Raw genomic sequence first — 17,826 nt, 5'->3', positions numbered from 1 at the left:
AGTTACTGGCTAACAGGTTTTGTTTTTGCGCCCGGATGGCGCACCGGCCGCGCACGGATTACGCCCGCGCTGTCGAACAACCAGTAGAGCAGCTTGGCTGCCACCACCGCCGCCGCAAAAATCAGGCAGAAGAACACCACGCGGGAGGCGAAGGCGTCCAGCCCTTCTCTGGCGAGCACGATCATATTAAAAACCGCGCCGAAGCAGAAGCTTTGCAGAATGGCGGCCTTGTAGCGATTATCCTCATGACGTCCTTTGGCATACAGCCAGTCGAACCATTTGATAATCATGCCTACCGCCACCGCGCCCAGCGGAATAAACCAGACGCCGCCCATTACCACCAGCGAGCCTAACAGCGTCGGCGAGATCGCCAGCCCGGAATGGTTGTTCAGCACTTCCCAGGTAAAGTAGTTGGCGCTGTTCAGTACCACCGAAGGCCTGTCCGGCCACAGCCAGCCCGGAATAAAGACGTAGAAATCCCGGACGATGGGCGCCAGCCCCTGGAATTCGATTTTGTCGTAATTTTGCAGCAGAAGACCCAAATTTTCCCAGGGCGAAAAGGTATCGCGCGTCAGGTAAAGGAAGGTGTAAAACGCCTCGCTGCCGCTGACGTCGAGGTTATAACGGCGCAGCGCCAGCCAGAACATGCCAACGATGCCCGCAACGCCAGCGGCGGCCAGCATCCACAGCGTGATCCAGCCCTGGATGATGCCGATAAAAAGAAACAGCGCAAAGGCGATGATGATGTTGGCGCGCGTGCCGCCGACAATCGCATAGGTCAGCAGCCCAAAAGCGACGGTAGCCACCAGGAACAGCAGCCAGCTTTTCAGGCCGGGACGCAGGAAGTAGACCACCAGCATCGCCGGGATAAAGAAGTAGAAGAAGCGCTTCAGCGCCACGCCCGACACTTCTGCCGAGAAAATCTGGCTGTAGCTGTGCAGCTTAAACAGCAGAAAACCGTTATGCAGAAAGAACACCAGCACCGTGCCCAGCGCAATCAGCGCCAGGATGCTCCACGTCAGGTGCGCCTCAACGCGGTTGATGGTGAACACCTGGCGAGCGGGCCTTTCCGTCGCCTGCCTGAGCCGGGTTTTATAGCTGACATAATAGATAGCGTAGAAGCAGGTTGCGGCAAGCATCGCCTGCAGCAAATACTCCGCAGGCACCACCTGCACATTGAAGCCAAACACCAGCACGCAGGTCAGCGGGAAGCCAAAGTAAAAGGTCAGCAGAAAAAGCAGCGAGAAGAAGACGTTGAAGTTAAACCGCACGCGCCGAAACTCTCGCCAGGTCAGCGTCAAAATCAGCCCCAGCGACAGCAGCCAGACCGACAGCAGGCCTGCAAACTGTGAAAACATCATGCCGTTGCTCCTTCCGCCAGCGCCAGCGCCTGCTGCCAGCCCGCCACAAAGGCCGGGTCGAAAAAGGCGATGGCGGCTTTATCCATGCCGGCCATCTGCCGCTTTGTTTCGGCGATCAGCTCCGGTGTTAGTTTATCACCGGCAAAAAGCACCGGCACCTGCTGCCCGGTCAGATCCTGCCAGAAAGGATTTTTACGGTTGATAACAAACGGAATGTTGGCCTGGATCAGCAGACACAGCGTGCCAATGCCCTGCTGGCGCTCGAAGATAAAGTAGCCCAAATCGCAACGGGCAAGTAGCGCCAGGTAAGCCGTAAAATCAAGCTTTTCGGTCAGCACGTTCAGCCTGGCGCCAAACAGCGCCGCGCCGGCTTCCCGCACGCGCTGGATATAAGCGTCGTTATTTGCCGGGTAGCCCATGGGCACAATGACGTTCACCCGCTCGCCGAACTGCTGATGGATTTCCTGCAACGCCTGAAGGTGACGGTTGCTGGCATCGCCGGAGTTGCCGACCAGAATGGTCAGCTCGCTGTTTTCTGGCGCGTCAGGCAGCGCGATCTGCGCCATGCGCGTCGGGAAATAGAGCAGCGAAGCGGGCACGGCAGGCTGACGCTGCTGGAAAAAGGCGATATCGCCGCGCGTGGCGAAGACATGACCGATGCGCTTTTGCGCCAGGCGACGCATGGCGTAAAACAGGCGGAACTTCAGGCCGCCAGCCTGCTCGTAGAGATCGGCGCCCCAGATATGCCAGTACGCCTGGTCAGGCCGGATTTTGCGTAGCAGCAGCGCCAGCCACAGCGTCGGATTGAACTGGCCATGAAAGAAAAAGCGCGTCTGTCGATCGGCCTGTGCGCGGGCAGTTACTGCCTCAGCAATGCTTTTTTTATCCTTAAACCAGCGAATAGCCAGTGAGGAAAACGCCGTCGCAGGTTCGCCCACGACCCAAAACTGGCGCTGTTCATTGCACGGCGCGGCCTGGGTCATGACGTCATTAAAAAACCGCAGAACGGTCTGGTTGTGGTGCTCAATCGGCGAGCCAAGAACGTGGATCAGTATTGTCATACTTGTCTTTGATAAAGAAAAAATACGCCAGCGCAAAGCGCAAAATAGACGATGTAGGTTGCCATATAGGCCTGCGCCGCGCCGACAGCGCCGTGCAGTGGGATCAGCCACCAGGCAAACAGCGTCAGCAGCAGAAACTGGCTGACTTCCGTCAGCAGGTAAAAACGCAGCGAGGCTTTGGCAATCACCAGATAGCCGAACACATAAGCGCCTACCTTAAAAACGTCGCCGGTCAGCTGCCAGATAAAGAGGTCGCGCATCCCGGTGAACCTGCTGGAAAACAGCAGCCAGATCGCCACGTCGCGCAGCAGCCAGACGGTAAGGCTGACCGCCATCACCGCAGGCAGCACAAAGCTCAGCGACCGCCGGATCTCGCGCGAGATCGCTTTTTTATCGGTCAGCTTTGCCAGCGTCGGCAGCAGATAGACGCTGAAAGAGGCGGTGATAAATTGCAGATAAGCGTCCGAGATGCTGGTTACGCCCTGCCACAGACCGACCTGCTCCCAGCCGTCGTGCGCCGCCAGCAGATTACGCATCATCACCCAGGCGACCGGCAGCGTTACGGCGGTCATCAGCGCCATCAGCGTGAATTTACCCAGATTACGCGCGATGTCGCCGTGCCACTGCGGCTTAAGGAAATGCAGCGGCAGATGGTCGCGCTTTGCCAGCAGCAGCGCCGCCGGCACCACTACCAGCGCCGGAACCAGCGCCATGCCGATCAGCGCGCCGCTGTAGCCGCCCAGCCAGTAGCAGACAAACCACGCCGCCACGCCGATCAGGCTGCCTGCGATCAGCGACAGCGCGTTGCCCATCGCATCGCGAAAGCCTTTGATCACCGCCAGCGCCAGGTTGGCCCAGGCGATGCCGACCTGCACAAAAGCCAGCATCCGCACCACGTTCGCATAGCCGCCGTGACCAAACAGGCCGACGCTGACCGGTTCGGCAAACAGCAGGAAAACCATCGCCAGCAGCGTAGAGAAGCCCAGCACCATTGCCGACGCCGTGCCGGTTACGGCGCGCAGCCGGGCAGGCTGCTGCTGATATTCCGCCACGTATTTGGTGACGCCGTTGAAGATGCCTGCGCCAGCCAGCACGCCCAGCACGGTGATTAGCTGGCGAAAGTTGCCCGCCTGCCCCACGCCCGCCGGGCCAAAGGACACGGCCAGCATCTTGACCACCAGCAGACCGGCAGCGATTTTTACCAGCGTGGACGCTGCCGTCCACACCGAAGCTTTAGCCAGCGACATATCAGAACCAGCTCAGCAGCGAGTTGATAACCGTTTTCTGGTTATTGTCGGAAAGGTTGTAAAACAGCGGCAGCCGCAGCAGGCGTTCGCTTTCCGCCGTGGTGTAGCGGTCCGTCCCGTGAAAACGGCCAAAACGCTGCCCGGCCGGTGACGAATGCAGCGGGATATAGTGGAATACGGCCAGGATTTCCGCTTCTTTTAACCAGTTAATCAGCGCGTTGCGGTCGTCGTTATCGCGCAGCTTGATATAGAACATATGCGCGTTGTGCTGGCAATCTGCCGCAAGGGTCGGCAGCGTAATTCGTCCGCTGGCGGCGACGGGCAGCAGCGCGTCGTAGTAGTTCTGCCACAGGCGCAGGCGCTGCTCGTTGATGCGTTTGGCCTCTTCCAGCTGCGCCCAGAGATAAGCGGCCTGCAAATCGGCCATCAGGTAGCTGGAGCCGATATCCCGCCAGGTGTATTTATCCACCTGGCCGCGAAAGAACTGGCTGCGGTTGGTGCCTTTTTCACGGATGATTTCTGCTCTTTCCACCAGCGCCGAATCGTTGATCAGCGTCGCGCCGCCCTCGCCGCCCGCTGTATAGTTCTTGGTTTCGTGAAAGCTGAAGCAGCCGATATGGCCAATCGTGCCCAGCGCTTTGCCTTTGTAGGTAGCCATTACGCCCTGCGCCGCGTCTTCAATCACGTAGAGTTTATGCTTTTCCGCCAGCGCCATGATCGTATCCATCTCACAGGCGACGCCCGCGTAATGCACAGGAACGATCGCGCGAGTTTTCTCGGTGATGGCCGCTTCGATCAGCTTTTCGTCGATGTTGAGCGTATCGGGACGGATATCGACAAACACGATAGTCGCGCCGCGCAGCACAAAGGCGTTGGCGGTAGAGACGAAGGTGTAGCTCGGCATAATCACTTCATCGCCGGGCTGAATGTCGATCAGGATGGCGGCCATCTCCAGCGAGGCGGTGCAGGACGGCGTCAGCAGCACTTTACGACTGCCGAACCGGTTTTCCATCCACTGCTGGCAGCGACGGGTAAAGCCGCCGTCGCCGCACAGCTTGCCGCTGCCCATCGCGGACTGCATATACTCAAGTTCGGTTCCCACCACCGGTGGGGCATTAAACGGGATCATAAAATTACCTGTAGAGCCACCAGGCGGTGCGTTCAATTACGCCGCCGCAGCGATGATAAAGTCGGAGTGCCGGCAGATTGCCAAGCTGAGTGGCAACATGCAGACGCGTCAGGCGTCGCGCGCGACACCAGTCAATGGCGGCCTCGATCATGCGCTGACCGACGCCCAGTCCCTGCGCCTCAGGCAGCGTCGCCAGCAGGCCGATCCTGCCGCTGCCGTCGGCCAGCTCGCGCAGTGAGACGAAACCCTGTAGTTCGCCCTGGTCGTTGACGGCAATCAGGCACTGATGGTCGAAAGTCCCCAGTACAGCGTTTTCCACCCACTGCGCATAGAATCGCCCGCTGTCTTCCGCTTTATACCAGGGCGCGCGAAAGCGGCTGAAGGCAAAAGCGCTGCTGGCTACCTCGCGCAGCGCCGGAATATGTTCCTTACGGGCAATGCGAATGCCTTCCGGCCTGCCGCCCACGCCGATACCCAGCACGAAATCCGCTTCGCCTTCTACAAAGCGAAACCCCAGCGCGCTTAACGCATCCAGCTCCGCCGTCTGCTGCGACAGGATTTTCGCCTGGACGAGGTCATATTGCCGTAGCGACGCTTCATCGATCGGCGCCTCGTGCAGATCGACGGTCAGCAGGGCGCTGTTGATAGCGAAGAACGCGTTTTCCCACGTCAGCGGTTCGACGCGTCCCGGCAAAGCGGTGGCGTTCATCGCCAGAGGCCTTTGGTATCCACCAGCCAGCGCGAGCGCAGGCCTTCGACGTCGATGGTTTTGAACTGCTGATGATCCACCAGCATAACCAGCACGTCCGCCTGGCGTAACGCCTCTTCCTGCGTAACCAGCACGCTTCTCTCCGGCATCCCCTTCGGCAGCTCGTGAATATTCGGCTCCACCAGCTGAGTGACGCCCTGATGCCAGTCGGCGATCATCTGCGCCACTTCCATTGCCGGACTTTCCCGCAGGTCGTCGATATTGGGCTTAAAGGCCAGGCCAAAGCAGGCGATGGTCAGCTCGCTGGGGCGTTTGTCGCTGGCGACCAGGCACTCGGCCAGCTTTTTCTTCACCTGCTCCAGCACCCAGTGCGGCTTGCTGTCGTTAACTTCGCGCGCGGTGCGGATCAGGCGAGCCTGTACCGGATTCTGCGCCACGATAAACCACGGATCCACGGCGATGCAGTGGCCGCCGACGCCAGGGCCGGGCTGTAAAATATTGACGCGGGGATGGCGGTTGGCCAGCGCGATCAGCTCCCAGACGCTGATGCCCTGATCGGCACAGATCAGCGACAGCTCGTTGGCGAAGGCGATATTGACGTCGCGGAAGCTGTTTTCCGTCAGCTTGCACATCTCAGCGGTGCGCGAGTTAGTGACCACACACTCGCCCTCAAGGAATATTTTGTAGAGATCGCACGCTCTCTGCGAGCAAAGCGACGTCATGCCGCCGATCACGCGGTCGTTTTTAATCAGCTCGACCATCACCTGGCCGGGCAGTACGCGCTCCGGGCAATAGGCGATCTGCACGTCGGCTTTTTCGCCCGCGTGCTGAGGAAAAGCCAGATCGCTGCGCGCCATCGCCAGCCACTCGGCCATCTGCTCCGTCGCGCCCACGGGCGAGGTCGATTCCAGGATAACCAGATCGCCTTTTTTCAGCACCGGCGCGATGGACTCGGCCGCCGCTTTGACCCAGGCGAGATCCGGCTGGTGTCCGTCTTTGAACGGCGTCGGCACCGCAATCAGAAAAGCGTCCGCCGGCTCTGGCCGGGTGGTCGCCCGCAGATAGCCCTGCTCCACGGCCGTTTTCACCACCACGTCCAGGTCCGGCTCCACGATATGAATGTCGCCGCGATTAATCGTCTCGACCGCCCGCGTGTTGATATCCACGCCGATCACTTTTTTCTGGCGGGAGGCGAAAGCCGCAGCGGTAGGCAGGCCAATATAGCCCAGCCCGATAACAGAAATGGTATTGAACATTATAAAGAAATCCGATTGTTTTTAAGGGCCTGCACAATACGTTCGCAGGCCAGGCCGTCGCCATAGGGATTATGGGCGCGGCTCATGGATTGGTAAGCCTCTTCGTCCGTCAGCAGGCGCGTAACCTCGCGAACGATTTTTTGTGTGTCAGTGCCTACCAGCCTGACGGTGCCTGCGTCTACCGCTTCCGGGCGTTCGGTGGTATCACGCATCACCAGCACCGGCTTGCCCAGCGAAGGCGCTTCTTCCTGGATGCCGCCGGAATCGGTCAGGATCAGCCAGGCACGATCCATCAGCCAGACAAACGGCAGGTATTCCTGCGGCTCGATCAGCACTACGTTGTCGATATCGCTGAGAATACGATTGACCGGCTCGCTGACGTTAGGATTCAGGTGCACCGGATAAACGATCTGCGCCTCGGGATGGCGGCGGGCGATATCGGCCAGCGCGCTGCAAATGCGCTCAAAGCCGTCGCCGAAGCTTTCCCGACGGTGCCCCGTCACAAGGATCAGCTTCTTATCGGCCTCAAGGAAGGGATAGCGAGTCGCCAGGCCGTTACGCAGCTGCTCGTCGCTTAACACGCGATCGCGTACCCAAAACAGCGCGTCGATCACCGTGTTGCCGGTAACAAACATACGCGCGGCGGGCAGATTTTCGCGCAGCAGATTTTGCCGCGCCGTTTCCGTCGGCGGGAAGTGCCAGGTCGCCAGATGCCCGGTCAGCGTGCGGTTGGCCTCTTCCGGCCACGGCGAATACAGATCGCCCGTACGCAGTCCGGCCTCCACATGCCCCACCGGAATGCGGTGATAAAAAGCCGCCAGGCTGGCTGCGAACGTCGTGGTGGTATCGCCGTGCACCAGCACGACATCCGGCCTGAACTCCGTAAACACGCCTTTCAGCCCTTCCAGAATACGGCTGGTGATCTCCGTCAGCCCCTGGCCTGGCCGCATAATATTCAAATCGTAATCGGGGACGATAGCAAACAGCTGCAGCACCTGATCCAGCATCTCACGATGCTGCGCGGTAACGCACAGACGCGCGTCTATCTCGCCATCCTGGGCAAGTGCATGAACCAGCGGAGCCATTTTTATCGCTTCCGGGCGCGTGCCAAAAACAGTTAATACTTTCACTGTTGTTCTCTTTCCTTCGTCTGTCAGGTAACTATAAATCGGCGCTTAACCGCGACGTCGGCGTAGCAAAGCGGTACCCGCGCCAACCAGCGCGCCTACGGCACCCCACATGATCATCATAAACAGGCGACGTGGGCTGTCGCGCTTCACCGGCTCTTCCGGCGTGCGCAGATAGCGCCAGGTCTGGAAAGCATTATCCGGCTTCGGCCCGGCATTCAGCGTGCTCAGCATGGCTCTGTTTTGATCATAGTCCAGATCGTAGGTCGGCCCGCTGGCCTGCAGGTTTTCCAGGCGGGCCTGCAACAGCGAGCGGCCCAGCAGAAACAGCTCGGAATCGGGCAGCTGTTCTGAAGGCGTGCTGGTTTTCGCCTGCTCGAAGCCCTGCTGCTGCGCGATTTTCAGCGCCTGCTGCACGCTGTTGATCTGGCGGTCATAGATGGCTTTCGCTACCGCTTCCTGCCGCTGCACCTGCGCCTTCAGCTGCTGAGCGCGGGCGGCCCAGCCGCCTGCCAGCTCGGCGTTAAGATGCTGCGCGGCGCGCTGGCCGGCAAAAGCAACATACTGGCGCAGCAGCGTGTTGGCCGCCGGCGCGGTTTCCGCGATCAGCTTGACGCTGTCATTCAGGCTTTTTGCCGCATCGCCGGGCTGATACTGAATATTGGCGATCAGCTCGTCGAGCAGCGCGGCATCGTCGCGAGCCTGCCCGCTCTGCCGCTGTTTGTAGTAGTCGCTTTGCAGCCAGAACTCGCGGCGGGTGTCATAAGACGCCAGCTGCATCACGAACTCCTGATAGGCTTCGTCCGCAATGGCGGGCGCAACGATGGGCGTGCTGCTGCTGCGGCTGTCCAGATTGTTCAGAAACAGCTGCTGCGAGTAGTAATTGCCCAACATATTGACGGTGGGACGATCGGTGACCGCCGTGGTGCTCCATTTTGGCGTGATCAGCAGCGAGCAGAGCCAGGCCAGCAGGGCAAAAAGCAGCGCGCTGCCGATAATCCACCGCTTTCCTCGCCATAGCGCGCAGCACAGCCCGCGAATATCCAGCTCGTTCTCTGCAACGTCAGGATGCGTCATACATGATATTCCTTGTCCAGGGTAAAGAGGTCCGAAACGGTCTAGCGGGCTTTGCGCAGCCTTCTTTTGACTCTTTTCAGCATTCGCGCCACGCGCCAGGCGCGTTTAATACAGTAGCCGTAGAGCATAAACGCCAGTAAAAACAGCACCAGCATCAGCCACTCCGGCACAAAGCTCAGCGATTCGCCCAGCACGCCGACGCCGGCCAGCAGCGCGGCCGCCAGCGTGATCAGAAAGCAGGCCTGCCGCGAGGTAAACCCGGCGCGCATAATCAAATGGTGAATGTGCTGGCGATCGGCGGAAAACGGGCTCATGCCCTTGCTGAGGCGGCGATACATAATGGCGATCATATCCATCAGCGGAATGGCGATCAGCCACAGCGCCGTGACGGGCGTGACGGGATGGCTTTGTCCCTGGGTCGCCTCCAGCAGGATCCAGATAATGGTAAAGCCAATCAGCGTGCTGCCCGCATCGCCCATAAAAACCTTGTAGCGACGGCCGAAAACGCCAAGATTAAGCAGGATATAGGGGATAATGGCGGCGATCATCGCAAAACACCACATCGCCAGGCTTTGCTGTCCGTCCACGAACAGAATAATGCCCATCGCCAGGAAGGTGACGCAGGACAGGCCGCCCAGCAGACCGTCGATACCGTCCACCATATTAAAAGCGTTGATGGCCGCCCAGACCGCAAACAGCGTCAGCACGTAGCCGAAAGGCCCGACGATCAGCTCCCAGGGGCCAAAAATAAAGCCCAGGCTGAGCAGATAGAGTTTGGCCATGGTCATCATCACCACGGCGATGCCTGCCTGAACGCAGGCGCGTATCTTTACGCTGATATCAAAGCGGTCATCAAGCGCTCCGACCAGCACCAGCACGCCAGCGCAGCTCAGGTAAAGCAGACTATGGGGAATGTAGTAATCGGTCACCGCGAAGCTAAAACAGATGCCGGCGAAAACAGAGATGCCGCCAACCAGAGGAATAACGCCCTGGTGACGTTTGCGATAGTTGGGCTTGTCCACAAGACCCACTTTCTTGGCTGCTTTACGGGCGAAAAAGAGAAACACCAGCGAAAACAAAAATATTAAAGCAAGCTCAGTACTCATATTGAGTAAATTCACATTAACCAGCTCTCTGCTAAGAATCCCAGTGTTATAGCAATTTCTGTGCCACAAACCGCTGTCTGATTCTGATGTCCATTGTGCCACGGGAAAAATCCAGCCTCACCGCCCGATTTCCTGCCCGCCGCACCTTTAATTTAATTCTCCAGTGGCAACATCGTATAGCCCATAAACGAAAAACGCCACGTCTGAGCGCGGCGTTCCCCGAGTTTTCTTCTTTTTCCGGCTTCTGCGGTGAATTCGCACAAAAACAGGCCAAAAAAAGAGAGGGTTGATCGCTCAACCCTCTTTTTTTCCAGCAGACCAGCCGACTTACGAACGCTTCATCATGTCAAAGAATTCGTCGTTGGTTTTGGTCATCGCCAGCTTGTTGATGAGGAATTCCATCGCATCGATCTCACCCATTGGATGGATGATTTTGCGCAGGATCCACATCTTCTGCAGCTCTTCAGAGCTGGTAAGCAGCTCTTCTTTACGCGTACCGGAACGGTTGTAATCGATAGCAGGGAACACGCGCTTCTCGGCGATTTTACGCGCCAGATGCAGTTCCATGTTGCCCGTACCCTTAAATTCTTCGTAGATGACTTCATCCATCTTCGAACCGGTATCGACCAGCGCGGTAGCGATGATGGTCAGGCTGCCGCCCTCTTCCACGTTACGCGCGGCGCCGAAGAAGCGTTTTGGACGGTGCAGGGCGTTGGCATCCACACCACCGGTCAGCACTTTACCGGAAGCCGGCACCACGGTGTTGTAGGCGCGAGCCAGACGCGTGATGGAGTCGAGCAGGATGATAACGTCCTTTTTATGCTCGACCAGACGCTTGGCCTTCTCGATAACCATTTCAGCGACCTGCACGTGGCGGGAAGCTGGCTCATCGAAGGTAGAGGCGATCACTTCGCCCTTCACCAGACGCTGCATCTCGGTTACTTCTTCCGGACGTTCGTCAATCAGCAGCACCATCAGCACGCAGTCAGGATGGTTATAGGCGATGCTCTGCGCGATGTTCTGCAGCAGCATGGTTTTACCCGCTTTTGGCGGCGCCACGATCAGACCACGCTGGCCACGACCAATTGGCGAAGCCAAATCCAGTACGCGTGCGGTTAAGTCTTCGGTAGACCCGTTGCCGCGCTCCATGCGCAGACGCGAATTAGCGTGCAGCGGCGTTAAGTTTTCAAACAGGATTTTGTTACGGGCATTTTCCGGCTTGTCAAAGTTAACTTCATTAACCTTCAGCAGGGCAAAATAGCGCTCGCCTTCTTTCGGCGGACGGATCTTGCCGGAGATGGTGTCACCAGTGCGGAGGTTAAAGCGGCGAATTTGGCTGGGGGATACGTAGATGTCGTCAGGGCCGGCGAGGTAGGAGCTGTCTCCAGAGCGGAGGAAACCAAATCCATCCTGCAATATCTCCAGTACGCCGTCGCCGAAGATATCTTCGCCGCTTTTCGCGTGTTGTTTAAGGATGGCGAAGATAATGTCCTGTTTGCGCATGCGCGCCAGGTTTTCCAGCCCCATATTTTCGCCGAGTGTTATCAGGTCAGAAACCGGCGTATTTTTTAATTCGGTAAGATTCATAATGGTGGGTTCTTAAACTCGGGGTAAATCTCGAAATGTTTGTCGTCAATGGTATGGCGAAAAATCCATGCCTGTTAATGGCTGTCTTGTCAGACTCCCGATCATCGCGTGCAGGAATACGCGGATCCGATACGGGGAGACGGTAAGGACAAGGTGCCGGAAATTCTGGATACTAACCGTCAGATTGCTGAACATTTGTTACATTCAGAGGAAAACAGTGTTCAACAAGGAGTAAATATTAGATTCAAACTACAGGTAAGTGCGTAATGCAGTAAAAGTAAGTTAGCACGCTCTATGGCAAACGTCTAGCGATGAGCTAAAAATATGAACGAGGCAAAAAGAAAACCGAAGCGGGAAGCAGACTCGCGCCTGCGGTGAGCGCATATGGCCCACCGCAGCAGCAGAGCTGGTTAGCCCAGGTTCGCGTTCAGGAACTCTTTCAGCTGTCCTTTAGAAAGTGCGCCCACTTTCGTTGCCGCGACTTCGCCGTCTTTAAACAGCAGCAAAGTAGGAATACCGCGGATCCCGTATTTTGGCGCGGTGCCTGGGTTTTCGTCGATATTCAGTTTGGCGATAGTCAGTTTGCCGTCGTATTCTTCGGCGACTTCGTCAAGGATCGGGGCGATCATTTTGCACGGACCGCACCATTCTGCCCAGAAGTCGACCAGCGTCAAGCCTTCTGCTTTCAGGACGTCGGTTTCAAAGCTGTCATCGGTCAGGTGGACAATTTTATCGCTGCTCATGTCTTACTCCAAAAGATTATGCCTGGCTGCCTGGCGTAAAATCTGCCAACTTAGGTTGACTTTATTTCACCGGATACGCTTTCGTAAAGCAATAGTAAGCTGATATTCTACCACACTATGAGCAAAACACACTTAACCGAACAGAAGTTTTCCGACTTCGCCCTGCACCCTCAGGTCATTGAAGCCCTTGAAAATAAAGGCTTTCATAACTGCACGCCTATTCAGGCGCTGGCATTGCCTTTCACCCTTAACGGGCGTGATGTAGCGGGACAGGCGCAAACCGGTACCGGGAAAACGATGGCGTTTTTAACGTCAACGTTCCATCATCTTCTTTCTCACCCCGCGCCGGAAGGCCGTCAGGTCAATCAGCCGCGCGCGCTGATCCTGGCGCCAACCCGCGAACTGGCCGTGCAAATCCACGCCGATGCGGAACCGCTGGCGCAGGTGACCGGCCTGAAGCTGGGGCTGGCCTACGGCGGCGACGGCTACGATAAGCAGCTGAAAGTGCTGGAGAGCGGCGTCGATATTCTGATCGGCACCACCGGCAGGCTGATCGATTACGCTAAACAGAACCACGTGAATCTGGGCGCGATCCAGGTCGTGGTGCTGGATGAAGCCGACCGGATGTTCGATCTGGGCTTTATCAAAGATATCCGCTGGCTGTTCCGTCGGATGCCTGCGGCGAACCAGCGTCTGAATATGCTCTTCTCCGCTACCCTTTCCTTCCGCGTGCGCGAGCTGGCGTTCGAAAACATGAACAATGCCGAATATGTGGAAGTCGAGCCGGAGCAGAAAACCGGGCATCGCATTAAGGAAGAACTTTTTTATCCTTCTAATGAAGAAAAAATGCGTCTTCTGCAAACCCTGCTGGAAGAAGAGTGGCCGGATCGCGCCATTATCTTTGCCAACACCAAACACCGTTGTGAAGATATCTGGGGTCACCTGGCCGCGGACGGCCATCGCGTTGGCCTGCTGACCGGCGACGTGGCGCAGAAAAAACGCCTGCGTATCCTGGACGACTTTACCAAAGGCGACGTGGATATCCTGGTGGCCACTGACGTGGCGGCGCGCGGCCTGCATATTCCTGCGGTGACGCACGTCTTTAACTACGATTTGCCTGACGATCGCGAAGACTACGTGCATCGCATCGGCCGTACCGGCCGCGCGGGTGCCAACGGGCACTCAATCAGCCTGGCCTGTGAAGAATATGCGCTGAACTTGCCGGCGATTGAAGAATATATCGGCCACAGCATCACCGTAAGCCGCTACAACAGCGATGCGCTGATGACCGATCTGCCGCCGCCGAAGCGCCTGACACGCAGCCGTTCCGGTACCGGCCCGCGTCGCAGTAGCGGCCCGCGCCGCAGCGGCCCGCCGCGCAATAATAACCGCAAACGTTCAGGTTAATGCCATGCCCAGCGCCTCATCGCTTTATGCTGCAATAGATTTAGGATCTAACAGCTTTCATATGCTGGTGGTGCGCGAGGTGGCGGGCAGTATCCAGACCGTTGCGCGTATCAAACGCAAAGTCCGCCTGGCGGCCGGTCTGGACAGCGACAGCCGCCTCTCTGACGAGGCAATGGCGCGCGGCTGGCAGTGCCTGGCGCTGTTTTCGGAACAGCTACAGGATATTCCCACGGACCAAATCCGCGTGGTCGCTACGGCGACGCTGCGGCTGGCCGCCAACGCAGAGGCTTTTCTTTCCAGGGCGCAGAACATTCTGGGCTGCGCCATCAATGTGATCAGCGGCGAGGAAGAAGCCTGTCTGATCTATCAGGGCGTGGCGCACACCACCGGCGGCTCCGATAAGCGGCTGGTGGTCGATATTGGCGGCGGCAGCACCGAGCTGGTTACCGGCAGCGGTGCACAGCCCGGCGCTCTGTTCAGCCTGTCGATGGGCTGCGTCACCTGGCTGGAGCGTTATTTCGGCGACCGCCACCTCGGTAAAGATAATTTTGCCGCGGCGGAACAGGCAGCAAGCGACATGATCCGACCGGTTGCCTCAAAACTGCGCGAGCAGGGCTGGGAAATTTGCGTCGGCGCCTCCGGCACCGTGCAGGCGCTACAGGAAATCATGATGGCGCAGGGCATGGACGAACGCATTACGCTTGCCAAGCTCCAGCAGCTGAAACAGCGCGCCATTCAGTGCGGCAAGCTGGAAGAGCTGGAAATCGAAGGACTGACGCTGGAGCGCGCGCTGGTTTTCCCCAGCGGCCTCTCTATTCTGATCGCCATCTTCACCGAGCTGAACATCAGCAGCATGACGCTGGCCGGTGGCGCGCTGCGCGAAGGGCTGGTATACGGAATGCTCGGGCTGCCGGTCGATCGGGATATCCGTAGCCGTACCCTGCATAACATTCAGCGTCGTTTCGTGATTGATGCCGAACAGGCGGAACGCGTGCGCGCCCTGGCGGAGAGCTTTGGCCGTCAGGTCAGCCACAGCTGGAAGCTGGATGAACGCTGTCGGGAGCTGCTCAACAGCGCCTGCCTGATCCATGAAATCGGCCTCAGCGTCGATTTTAAACAGGCGCCGCAGCACGCTGCCTATCTGGTTCGCCATCTCGATCTGCCGGGCTTTACTCCGGCGCAGAAAAAGCTGCTGGCCACGCTGCTGCAAAACCAGGTCAACGGAATCGACCTGGCGCTGCTCAGCCAGCAAAACGCCGTACCGCCGCGCATGGCGGAAAGAATGTGCCGGCTGCTGCGGCTGGCGATTATTTTCGCCAGCCGTCGCCGTGACGATACGCTGCCTGCCGTGCGGCTCCATGCCGATGACGACGCGCTACAGCTGACGTTGCCGAACGGCTGGCTGGAAGCGCATCCGCTGCGGGCAGAACTGCTGGAGCAGGAAAGCCGCTGGCAGAGCTATGTGCACTGGCCGCTGACCGTCAGCTAAAGAATAAGGGGACAGCTTGCGTCCCCTTGCTTCACCCGCCAAAAGCCTATCCGGTGTTTTTTGCCTTATCCAGCATCGCCCGCAGTCCCGCTACGCGGCTTTGCCCGGTCTGCATCCGCTGTTCCGGGCTGACCACCTTGCGTTCCGTTTCCCAGTTGAGATCGTCCTGCGGCAGCTCCAGCAGAAAGCGGCTTGGCTCCGGACGGATCACTTCGCCATACTGACGGCGCTCGCGACACAGCGTAAAGGTCAGCTCTTTTTGCGCACGCGTGATGCCGACGTAGGCCAGCCGACGCTCCTCTTCCACATTGTTTTCATCAATGCTGCTCTGATGGGGCAACAGCCCTTCCTCCATGCCGACCAGATAAACATAGGGAAACTCCAGCCCTTTGGAAGCGTGCAGCGTCATCAGCTGTACCTGGTCCGCCTCTTCTTCGCTTTCGCCGCGCTCCATCATGTCGCGTAACGTAAAGCGGGTCACCACCTGCGTCAGCGTCATCGGCTCGTCGATATCGCTGCCTTCCAGCATTTCGGTCATCCACTGGAACAGCGTATTGACGTTTTTCATGCGCATTTCGGCGGCTTTTGGACTGGCGGAGGTTTCAAACAGCCAGCTTTCATAATCAATGCCGCGGATCAAATCCCGCACGGCGGCCACCGGCTCCCGCTCCGCCAGCTGCGCGACTTCCTGCAGCCAGAAAGTGAAGCGCTGTAGCGATTCCAGCCCGCGCCCGGCCAGCGTCTGGCCCAGCCCCATATCAAAACTGGCGGTGAACAGGCTTTTATTACGCTGCATCGCCCATTCGCCCAGCTTGCGCAGCGTGGTGGGGCCAATTTCACGCCGTGGCGTATTAACGATGCGCATAAAGGCGCTGTCGTCGTCAGGATTGGTCAACACGCGCAGATAGGCGAGCAGATCTTTGATTTCCGGCCGCGAAAAGAACGAGGTGCCGCCGGAGATGCGATAAGGAATGCGGTTCTGCATCAGCATTTTTTCAAAAACGCGCGACTGATGATTGCCGCGATAGAGAATGGCGTAATCTTTGTACTGCGTCCTGTTGATAAAATGGTGCGCTATCAGCTCGCCCGTCACGCGCTCGGCCTCGTGATCCTCGTGATTGGCCGTCACCACTTTCAGCTCCGCGCCATAGCCCAGCTCTGAGAACAGGCGTTTTTCAAACACGTGCGGGTTATTGGCGATCAAAATATTGGCCGCTTTCAGGATACGTTCGGAAGAACGGTAGTTCTGCTCCAGCTTGATAACCTGTAACGCCGGAAAATCCTCTTTCAGCAGCACCAGGTTCTGCGGTCTTGCGCCTCGCCAGGAGTAGATTGACTGATCGTCGTCGCCTACCACCGTGAAACGCGCGCGCGCACCGACCAACAGTTTCACCAGCTCGTACTGGCTGGTGTTGGTATCCTGATACTCATCCACTAGCAGGTAGCGGATACGCTGCTGCCAGCGCTCGCGCACTTCCAGATTGCGCTGGAACAACAGCGTCGGCAGCAGGATCAGGTCATCAAAATCCAGCACGTTGCAGGCTTTCAGATGCCGATCGTAAAGGCTGTAACAGTGAGCGAAAATTTTGTCGCGCTCGGATTGCGCCGCCGCCGCCGCGCGCGCAGGATCCAGCAGATCGTTTTTCCAGTTCGAGATCGTAGAGATCAGCTGTTGCAGCAGATTTTTATCGTTTTCCAGCCACTCTTCGGTCAGCTCTTTCAGCAGCGCCAGCTGATCCTGATCGTCAAACAGCGAGAAGTTGGACTTCATGCCCAATGCGGCGTATTCGCGTTTGATAATTTCCAGACCCAGCGTATGGAAAGTGGAAATCATCAGGCCACGCGCCTCTTTGCGGCCCAGCGTTTGCGCCACGCGTTCTTTCATCTCGCGCGAGGCTTTATTGGTAAAAGTCACCGCCGCAATATGGCGAGCCTGATAGCCGCATTCGCGGATCAGATGGGCAATTTTGTTGGTGATCACGCGCGTTTTGCCCGAGCCGGCGCCGGCCAGCACCAGACAGGGCCCGGTGACGAATTCGACGGCGTGTTGCTGACCAGGATTAAGACGCATAGGGGTTTACTCGATGAAATGACAGAGGGAAAGAAATCACAGCGTGGTAGTATAGCCAGCAGCATCCATACGACTCAAGGTACGATCATGGCAAAAACCGCAGCAGCACTCCATATCCTTGTAAAGGAAGAGAAACTGGCTCAGGACCTTCTGGCACAGCTGGAACAGGGCGCAGATTTTGAAAAACTGGCGAAAAAGCACTCTATCTGCCCGTCTGGCAAAAAAGGCGGCCACTTAGGCGAGTTCAAACAGGGCGCGATGGTGCCGGCTTTCGATAAAGTGGTGTTCTCCTGCCCGCTTATCACGCCTTACGGCCCGCTGCACACGCAGTTCGGCTATCACATCATCAAGGTGCTGTACCGCAACTAAGCGGCCCTGCCTGTGCAACAGCTTCCGCTGGCCGTCGTGCTTGCGGAAGCTGTTTTTGCTTCCTCTTCTTTCCGCGTTCCCCTTCTT

15 protein-coding genes are annotated in these 17,826 nt (G+C 57.9%); 3 read left to right on the top strand and 12 right to left on the bottom strand.

Annotation, left to right across the window (positions count from 1 at the left end; genetic code table 11):
* Nucleotides 1-2 precede the first annotated feature (2 nt).
* From wzyE to trxA, 11 genes are all read right to left on the bottom strand, one after another.
* Complete coding sequence (gene wzyE / locus AB6T85_RS21955) at nucleotides 3-1,361, bottom strand: ECA oligosaccharide polymerase (protein ID WP_253457209.1); 1,359 nt, start codon at nucleotides 1,359-1,361, stop codon at nucleotides 3-5.
* On the bottom strand, nucleotides 1,358-2,422 hold the full coding sequence (locus AB6T85_RS21950; protein WP_369896708.1) for a TDP-N-acetylfucosamine:lipid II N-acetylfucosaminyltransferase: 1,065 nt from the start codon (nucleotides 2,420-2,422) through the stop codon (nucleotides 1,358-1,360). Before AB6T85_RS21950 ends, wzyE begins: the two co-directional genes overlap by 4 nt.
* Nucleotides 2,419-3,669 (bottom strand): lipid III flippase WzxE, encoded by a 1,251-nt coding sequence (gene wzxE / locus AB6T85_RS21945; protein WP_369896706.1) that lies wholly within the window; start codon nucleotides 3,667-3,669, stop codon nucleotides 2,419-2,421. Before wzxE ends, AB6T85_RS21950 begins: the two co-directional genes overlap by 4 nt.
* A gap of 1 nt (nucleotide 3,670) precedes the next feature.
* Nucleotides 3,671-4,798, bottom strand: a complete 1,128-nt coding sequence (gene rffA / locus AB6T85_RS21940) for a dTDP-4-amino-4,6-dideoxygalactose transaminase (RefSeq protein ID WP_301731013.1) — start codon at nucleotides 4,796-4,798, stop codon at nucleotides 3,671-3,673.
* Nucleotides 4,799-4,802: 4 nt separating this feature from the next.
* Nucleotides 4,803-5,507, bottom strand: coding sequence for a dTDP-4-amino-4,6-dideoxy-D-galactose acyltransferase (gene rffC / locus AB6T85_RS21935; protein ID WP_253457197.1), 705 nt, complete (start codon nucleotides 5,505-5,507; stop codon nucleotides 4,803-4,805).
* Complete coding sequence (wecC, locus tag AB6T85_RS21930; RefSeq protein ID WP_253461189.1) at nucleotides 5,504-6,766, bottom strand: UDP-N-acetyl-D-mannosamine dehydrogenase; 1,263 nt, start codon at nucleotides 6,764-6,766, stop codon at nucleotides 5,504-5,506. Before wecC ends, rffC begins: the two co-directional genes overlap by 4 nt.
* Nucleotides 6,763-7,893, bottom strand: coding sequence for a non-hydrolyzing UDP-N-acetylglucosamine 2-epimerase (gene wecB / locus AB6T85_RS21925; RefSeq protein ID WP_253457195.1), 1,131 nt, complete (start codon nucleotides 7,891-7,893; stop codon nucleotides 6,763-6,765). Before wecB ends, wecC begins: the two co-directional genes overlap by 4 nt.
* Before the next feature lie 45 nt (nucleotides 7,894-7,938).
* Entirely contained in the window at nucleotides 7,939-8,967 is a 1,029-nt protein-coding gene (wzzE, locus tag AB6T85_RS21920; RefSeq protein WP_253457192.1) for an ECA polysaccharide chain length modulation protein, read from the bottom strand.
* Between the two features lie 41 nt (nucleotides 8,968-9,008).
* Nucleotides 9,009-10,088 (bottom strand): UDP-N-acetylglucosamine--undecaprenyl-phosphate N-acetylglucosaminephosphotransferase, encoded by a 1,080-nt coding sequence (wecA, locus tag AB6T85_RS21915; RefSeq protein WP_253457189.1) that lies wholly within the window; start codon nucleotides 10,086-10,088, stop codon nucleotides 9,009-9,011.
* Nucleotides 10,089-10,400: 312 nt separating this feature from the next.
* On the bottom strand, nucleotides 10,401-11,660 hold the full coding sequence (rho, locus tag AB6T85_RS21910) for a transcription termination factor Rho (protein ID WP_125290732.1): 1,260 nt from the start codon (nucleotides 11,658-11,660) through the stop codon (nucleotides 10,401-10,403).
* 410 nt (nucleotides 11,661-12,070) lie between these two features.
* Nucleotides 12,071-12,403: a thioredoxin TrxA gene (trxA, locus tag AB6T85_RS21905; protein WP_125290733.1), complete on the bottom strand. Its 333-nt coding sequence runs from the start codon at nucleotides 12,401-12,403 to the stop codon at nucleotides 12,071-12,073.
* A gap of 117 nt (nucleotides 12,404-12,520) precedes the next feature.
* On the opposite strand from trxA, the gene rhlB reads away from it, so the two are divergent.
* Entirely contained in the window at nucleotides 12,521-13,810 is a 1,290-nt protein-coding gene (rhlB, locus tag AB6T85_RS21900) for an ATP-dependent RNA helicase RhlB (protein ID WP_253457186.1), read from the top strand.
* A gap of 4 nt (nucleotides 13,811-13,814) precedes the next feature.
* Nucleotides 13,815-15,299 carry a guanosine-5'-triphosphate,3'-diphosphate diphosphatase gene (gene gppA / locus AB6T85_RS21895; protein WP_253457183.1) on the top strand — a complete coding sequence of 495 codons (1,485 nt, stop codon included), beginning with the start codon at nucleotides 13,815-13,817 and terminating at the stop codon, nucleotides 15,297-15,299.
* 46 nt (nucleotides 15,300-15,345) lie between these two features.
* Here gppA and rep read toward each other — a convergent pair whose 3' ends face one another.
* Nucleotides 15,346-17,370: a DNA helicase Rep gene (gene rep, locus AB6T85_RS21890; RefSeq protein WP_253457181.1), complete on the bottom strand. Its 2,025-nt coding sequence runs from the start codon at nucleotides 17,368-17,370 to the stop codon at nucleotides 15,346-15,348.
* A gap of 87 nt (nucleotides 17,371-17,457) precedes the next feature.
* Between rep and ppiC the strand changes: the two genes are divergently transcribed.
* Nucleotides 17,458-17,739, top strand: coding sequence for a peptidylprolyl isomerase PpiC (ppiC, locus tag AB6T85_RS21885; protein WP_125290737.1), 282 nt, complete (start codon nucleotides 17,458-17,460; stop codon nucleotides 17,737-17,739).
* Nucleotides 17,740-17,826: the final 87 nt, after the last annotated feature.

Source organism: Erwinia aeris (genome assembly GCF_041224955.1).
Taxonomy (GTDB): Bacteria; Pseudomonadota; Gammaproteobacteria; order Enterobacterales; family Enterobacteriaceae; genus Erwinia; species Erwinia aeris.
This window is presented reverse-complemented; position numbering and strand designations above follow the sequence as displayed.

Excerpts from the sequence above, each read along its gene's own strand:
- rhlB (WP_253457186.1), top strand. The coding sequence starts at position 12,521 with ATGAGCAAAACACACTTAACCGAACAGAAGTTTTCCGACTTCGCCCTG.
- rho (WP_125290732.1), bottom strand. The coding sequence starts at position 11,660 with ATGAATCTTACCGAATTAAAAAATACGCCGGTTTCTGACCTGATAACA.
- wzxE (WP_369896706.1), bottom strand. The coding sequence starts at position 3,669 with ATGTCGCTGGCTAAAGCTTCGGTGTGGACGGCAGCGTCCACGCTGGTA.
- trxA (WP_125290733.1), bottom strand. The coding sequence starts at position 12,403 with ATGAGCAGCGATAAAATTGTCCACCTGACCGATGACAGCTTTGAAACC.
- ppiC (WP_125290737.1), top strand. The coding sequence starts at position 17,458 with ATGGCAAAAACCGCAGCAGCACTCCATATCCTTGTAAAGGAAGAGAAA.
- rffC (WP_253457197.1), bottom strand. The coding sequence starts at position 5,507 with ATGAACGCCACCGCTTTGCCGGGACGCGTCGAACCGCTGACGTGGGAA.
- gppA (WP_253457183.1), top strand. The coding sequence starts at position 13,815 with ATGCCCAGCGCCTCATCGCTTTATGCTGCAATAGATTTAGGATCTAAC.
- wzzE (WP_253457192.1), bottom strand. The coding sequence starts at position 8,967 with ATGACGCATCCTGACGTTGCAGAGAACGAGCTGGATATTCGCGGGCTG.
- AB6T85_RS21950 (WP_369896708.1), bottom strand. The coding sequence starts at position 2,422 with ATGACAATACTGATCCACGTTCTTGGCTCGCCGATTGAGCACCACAAC.
- wzyE (WP_253457209.1), bottom strand. The coding sequence starts at position 1,361 with ATGATGTTTTCACAGTTTGCAGGCCTGCTGTCGGTCTGGCTGCTGTCG.
- rep (WP_253457181.1), bottom strand. The coding sequence starts at position 17,370 with ATGCGTCTTAATCCTGGTCAGCAACACGCCGTCGAATTCGTCACCGGG.
- rffA (WP_301731013.1), bottom strand. The coding sequence starts at position 4,798 with ATGATCCCGTTTAATGCCCCACCGGTGGTGGGAACCGAACTTGAGTAT.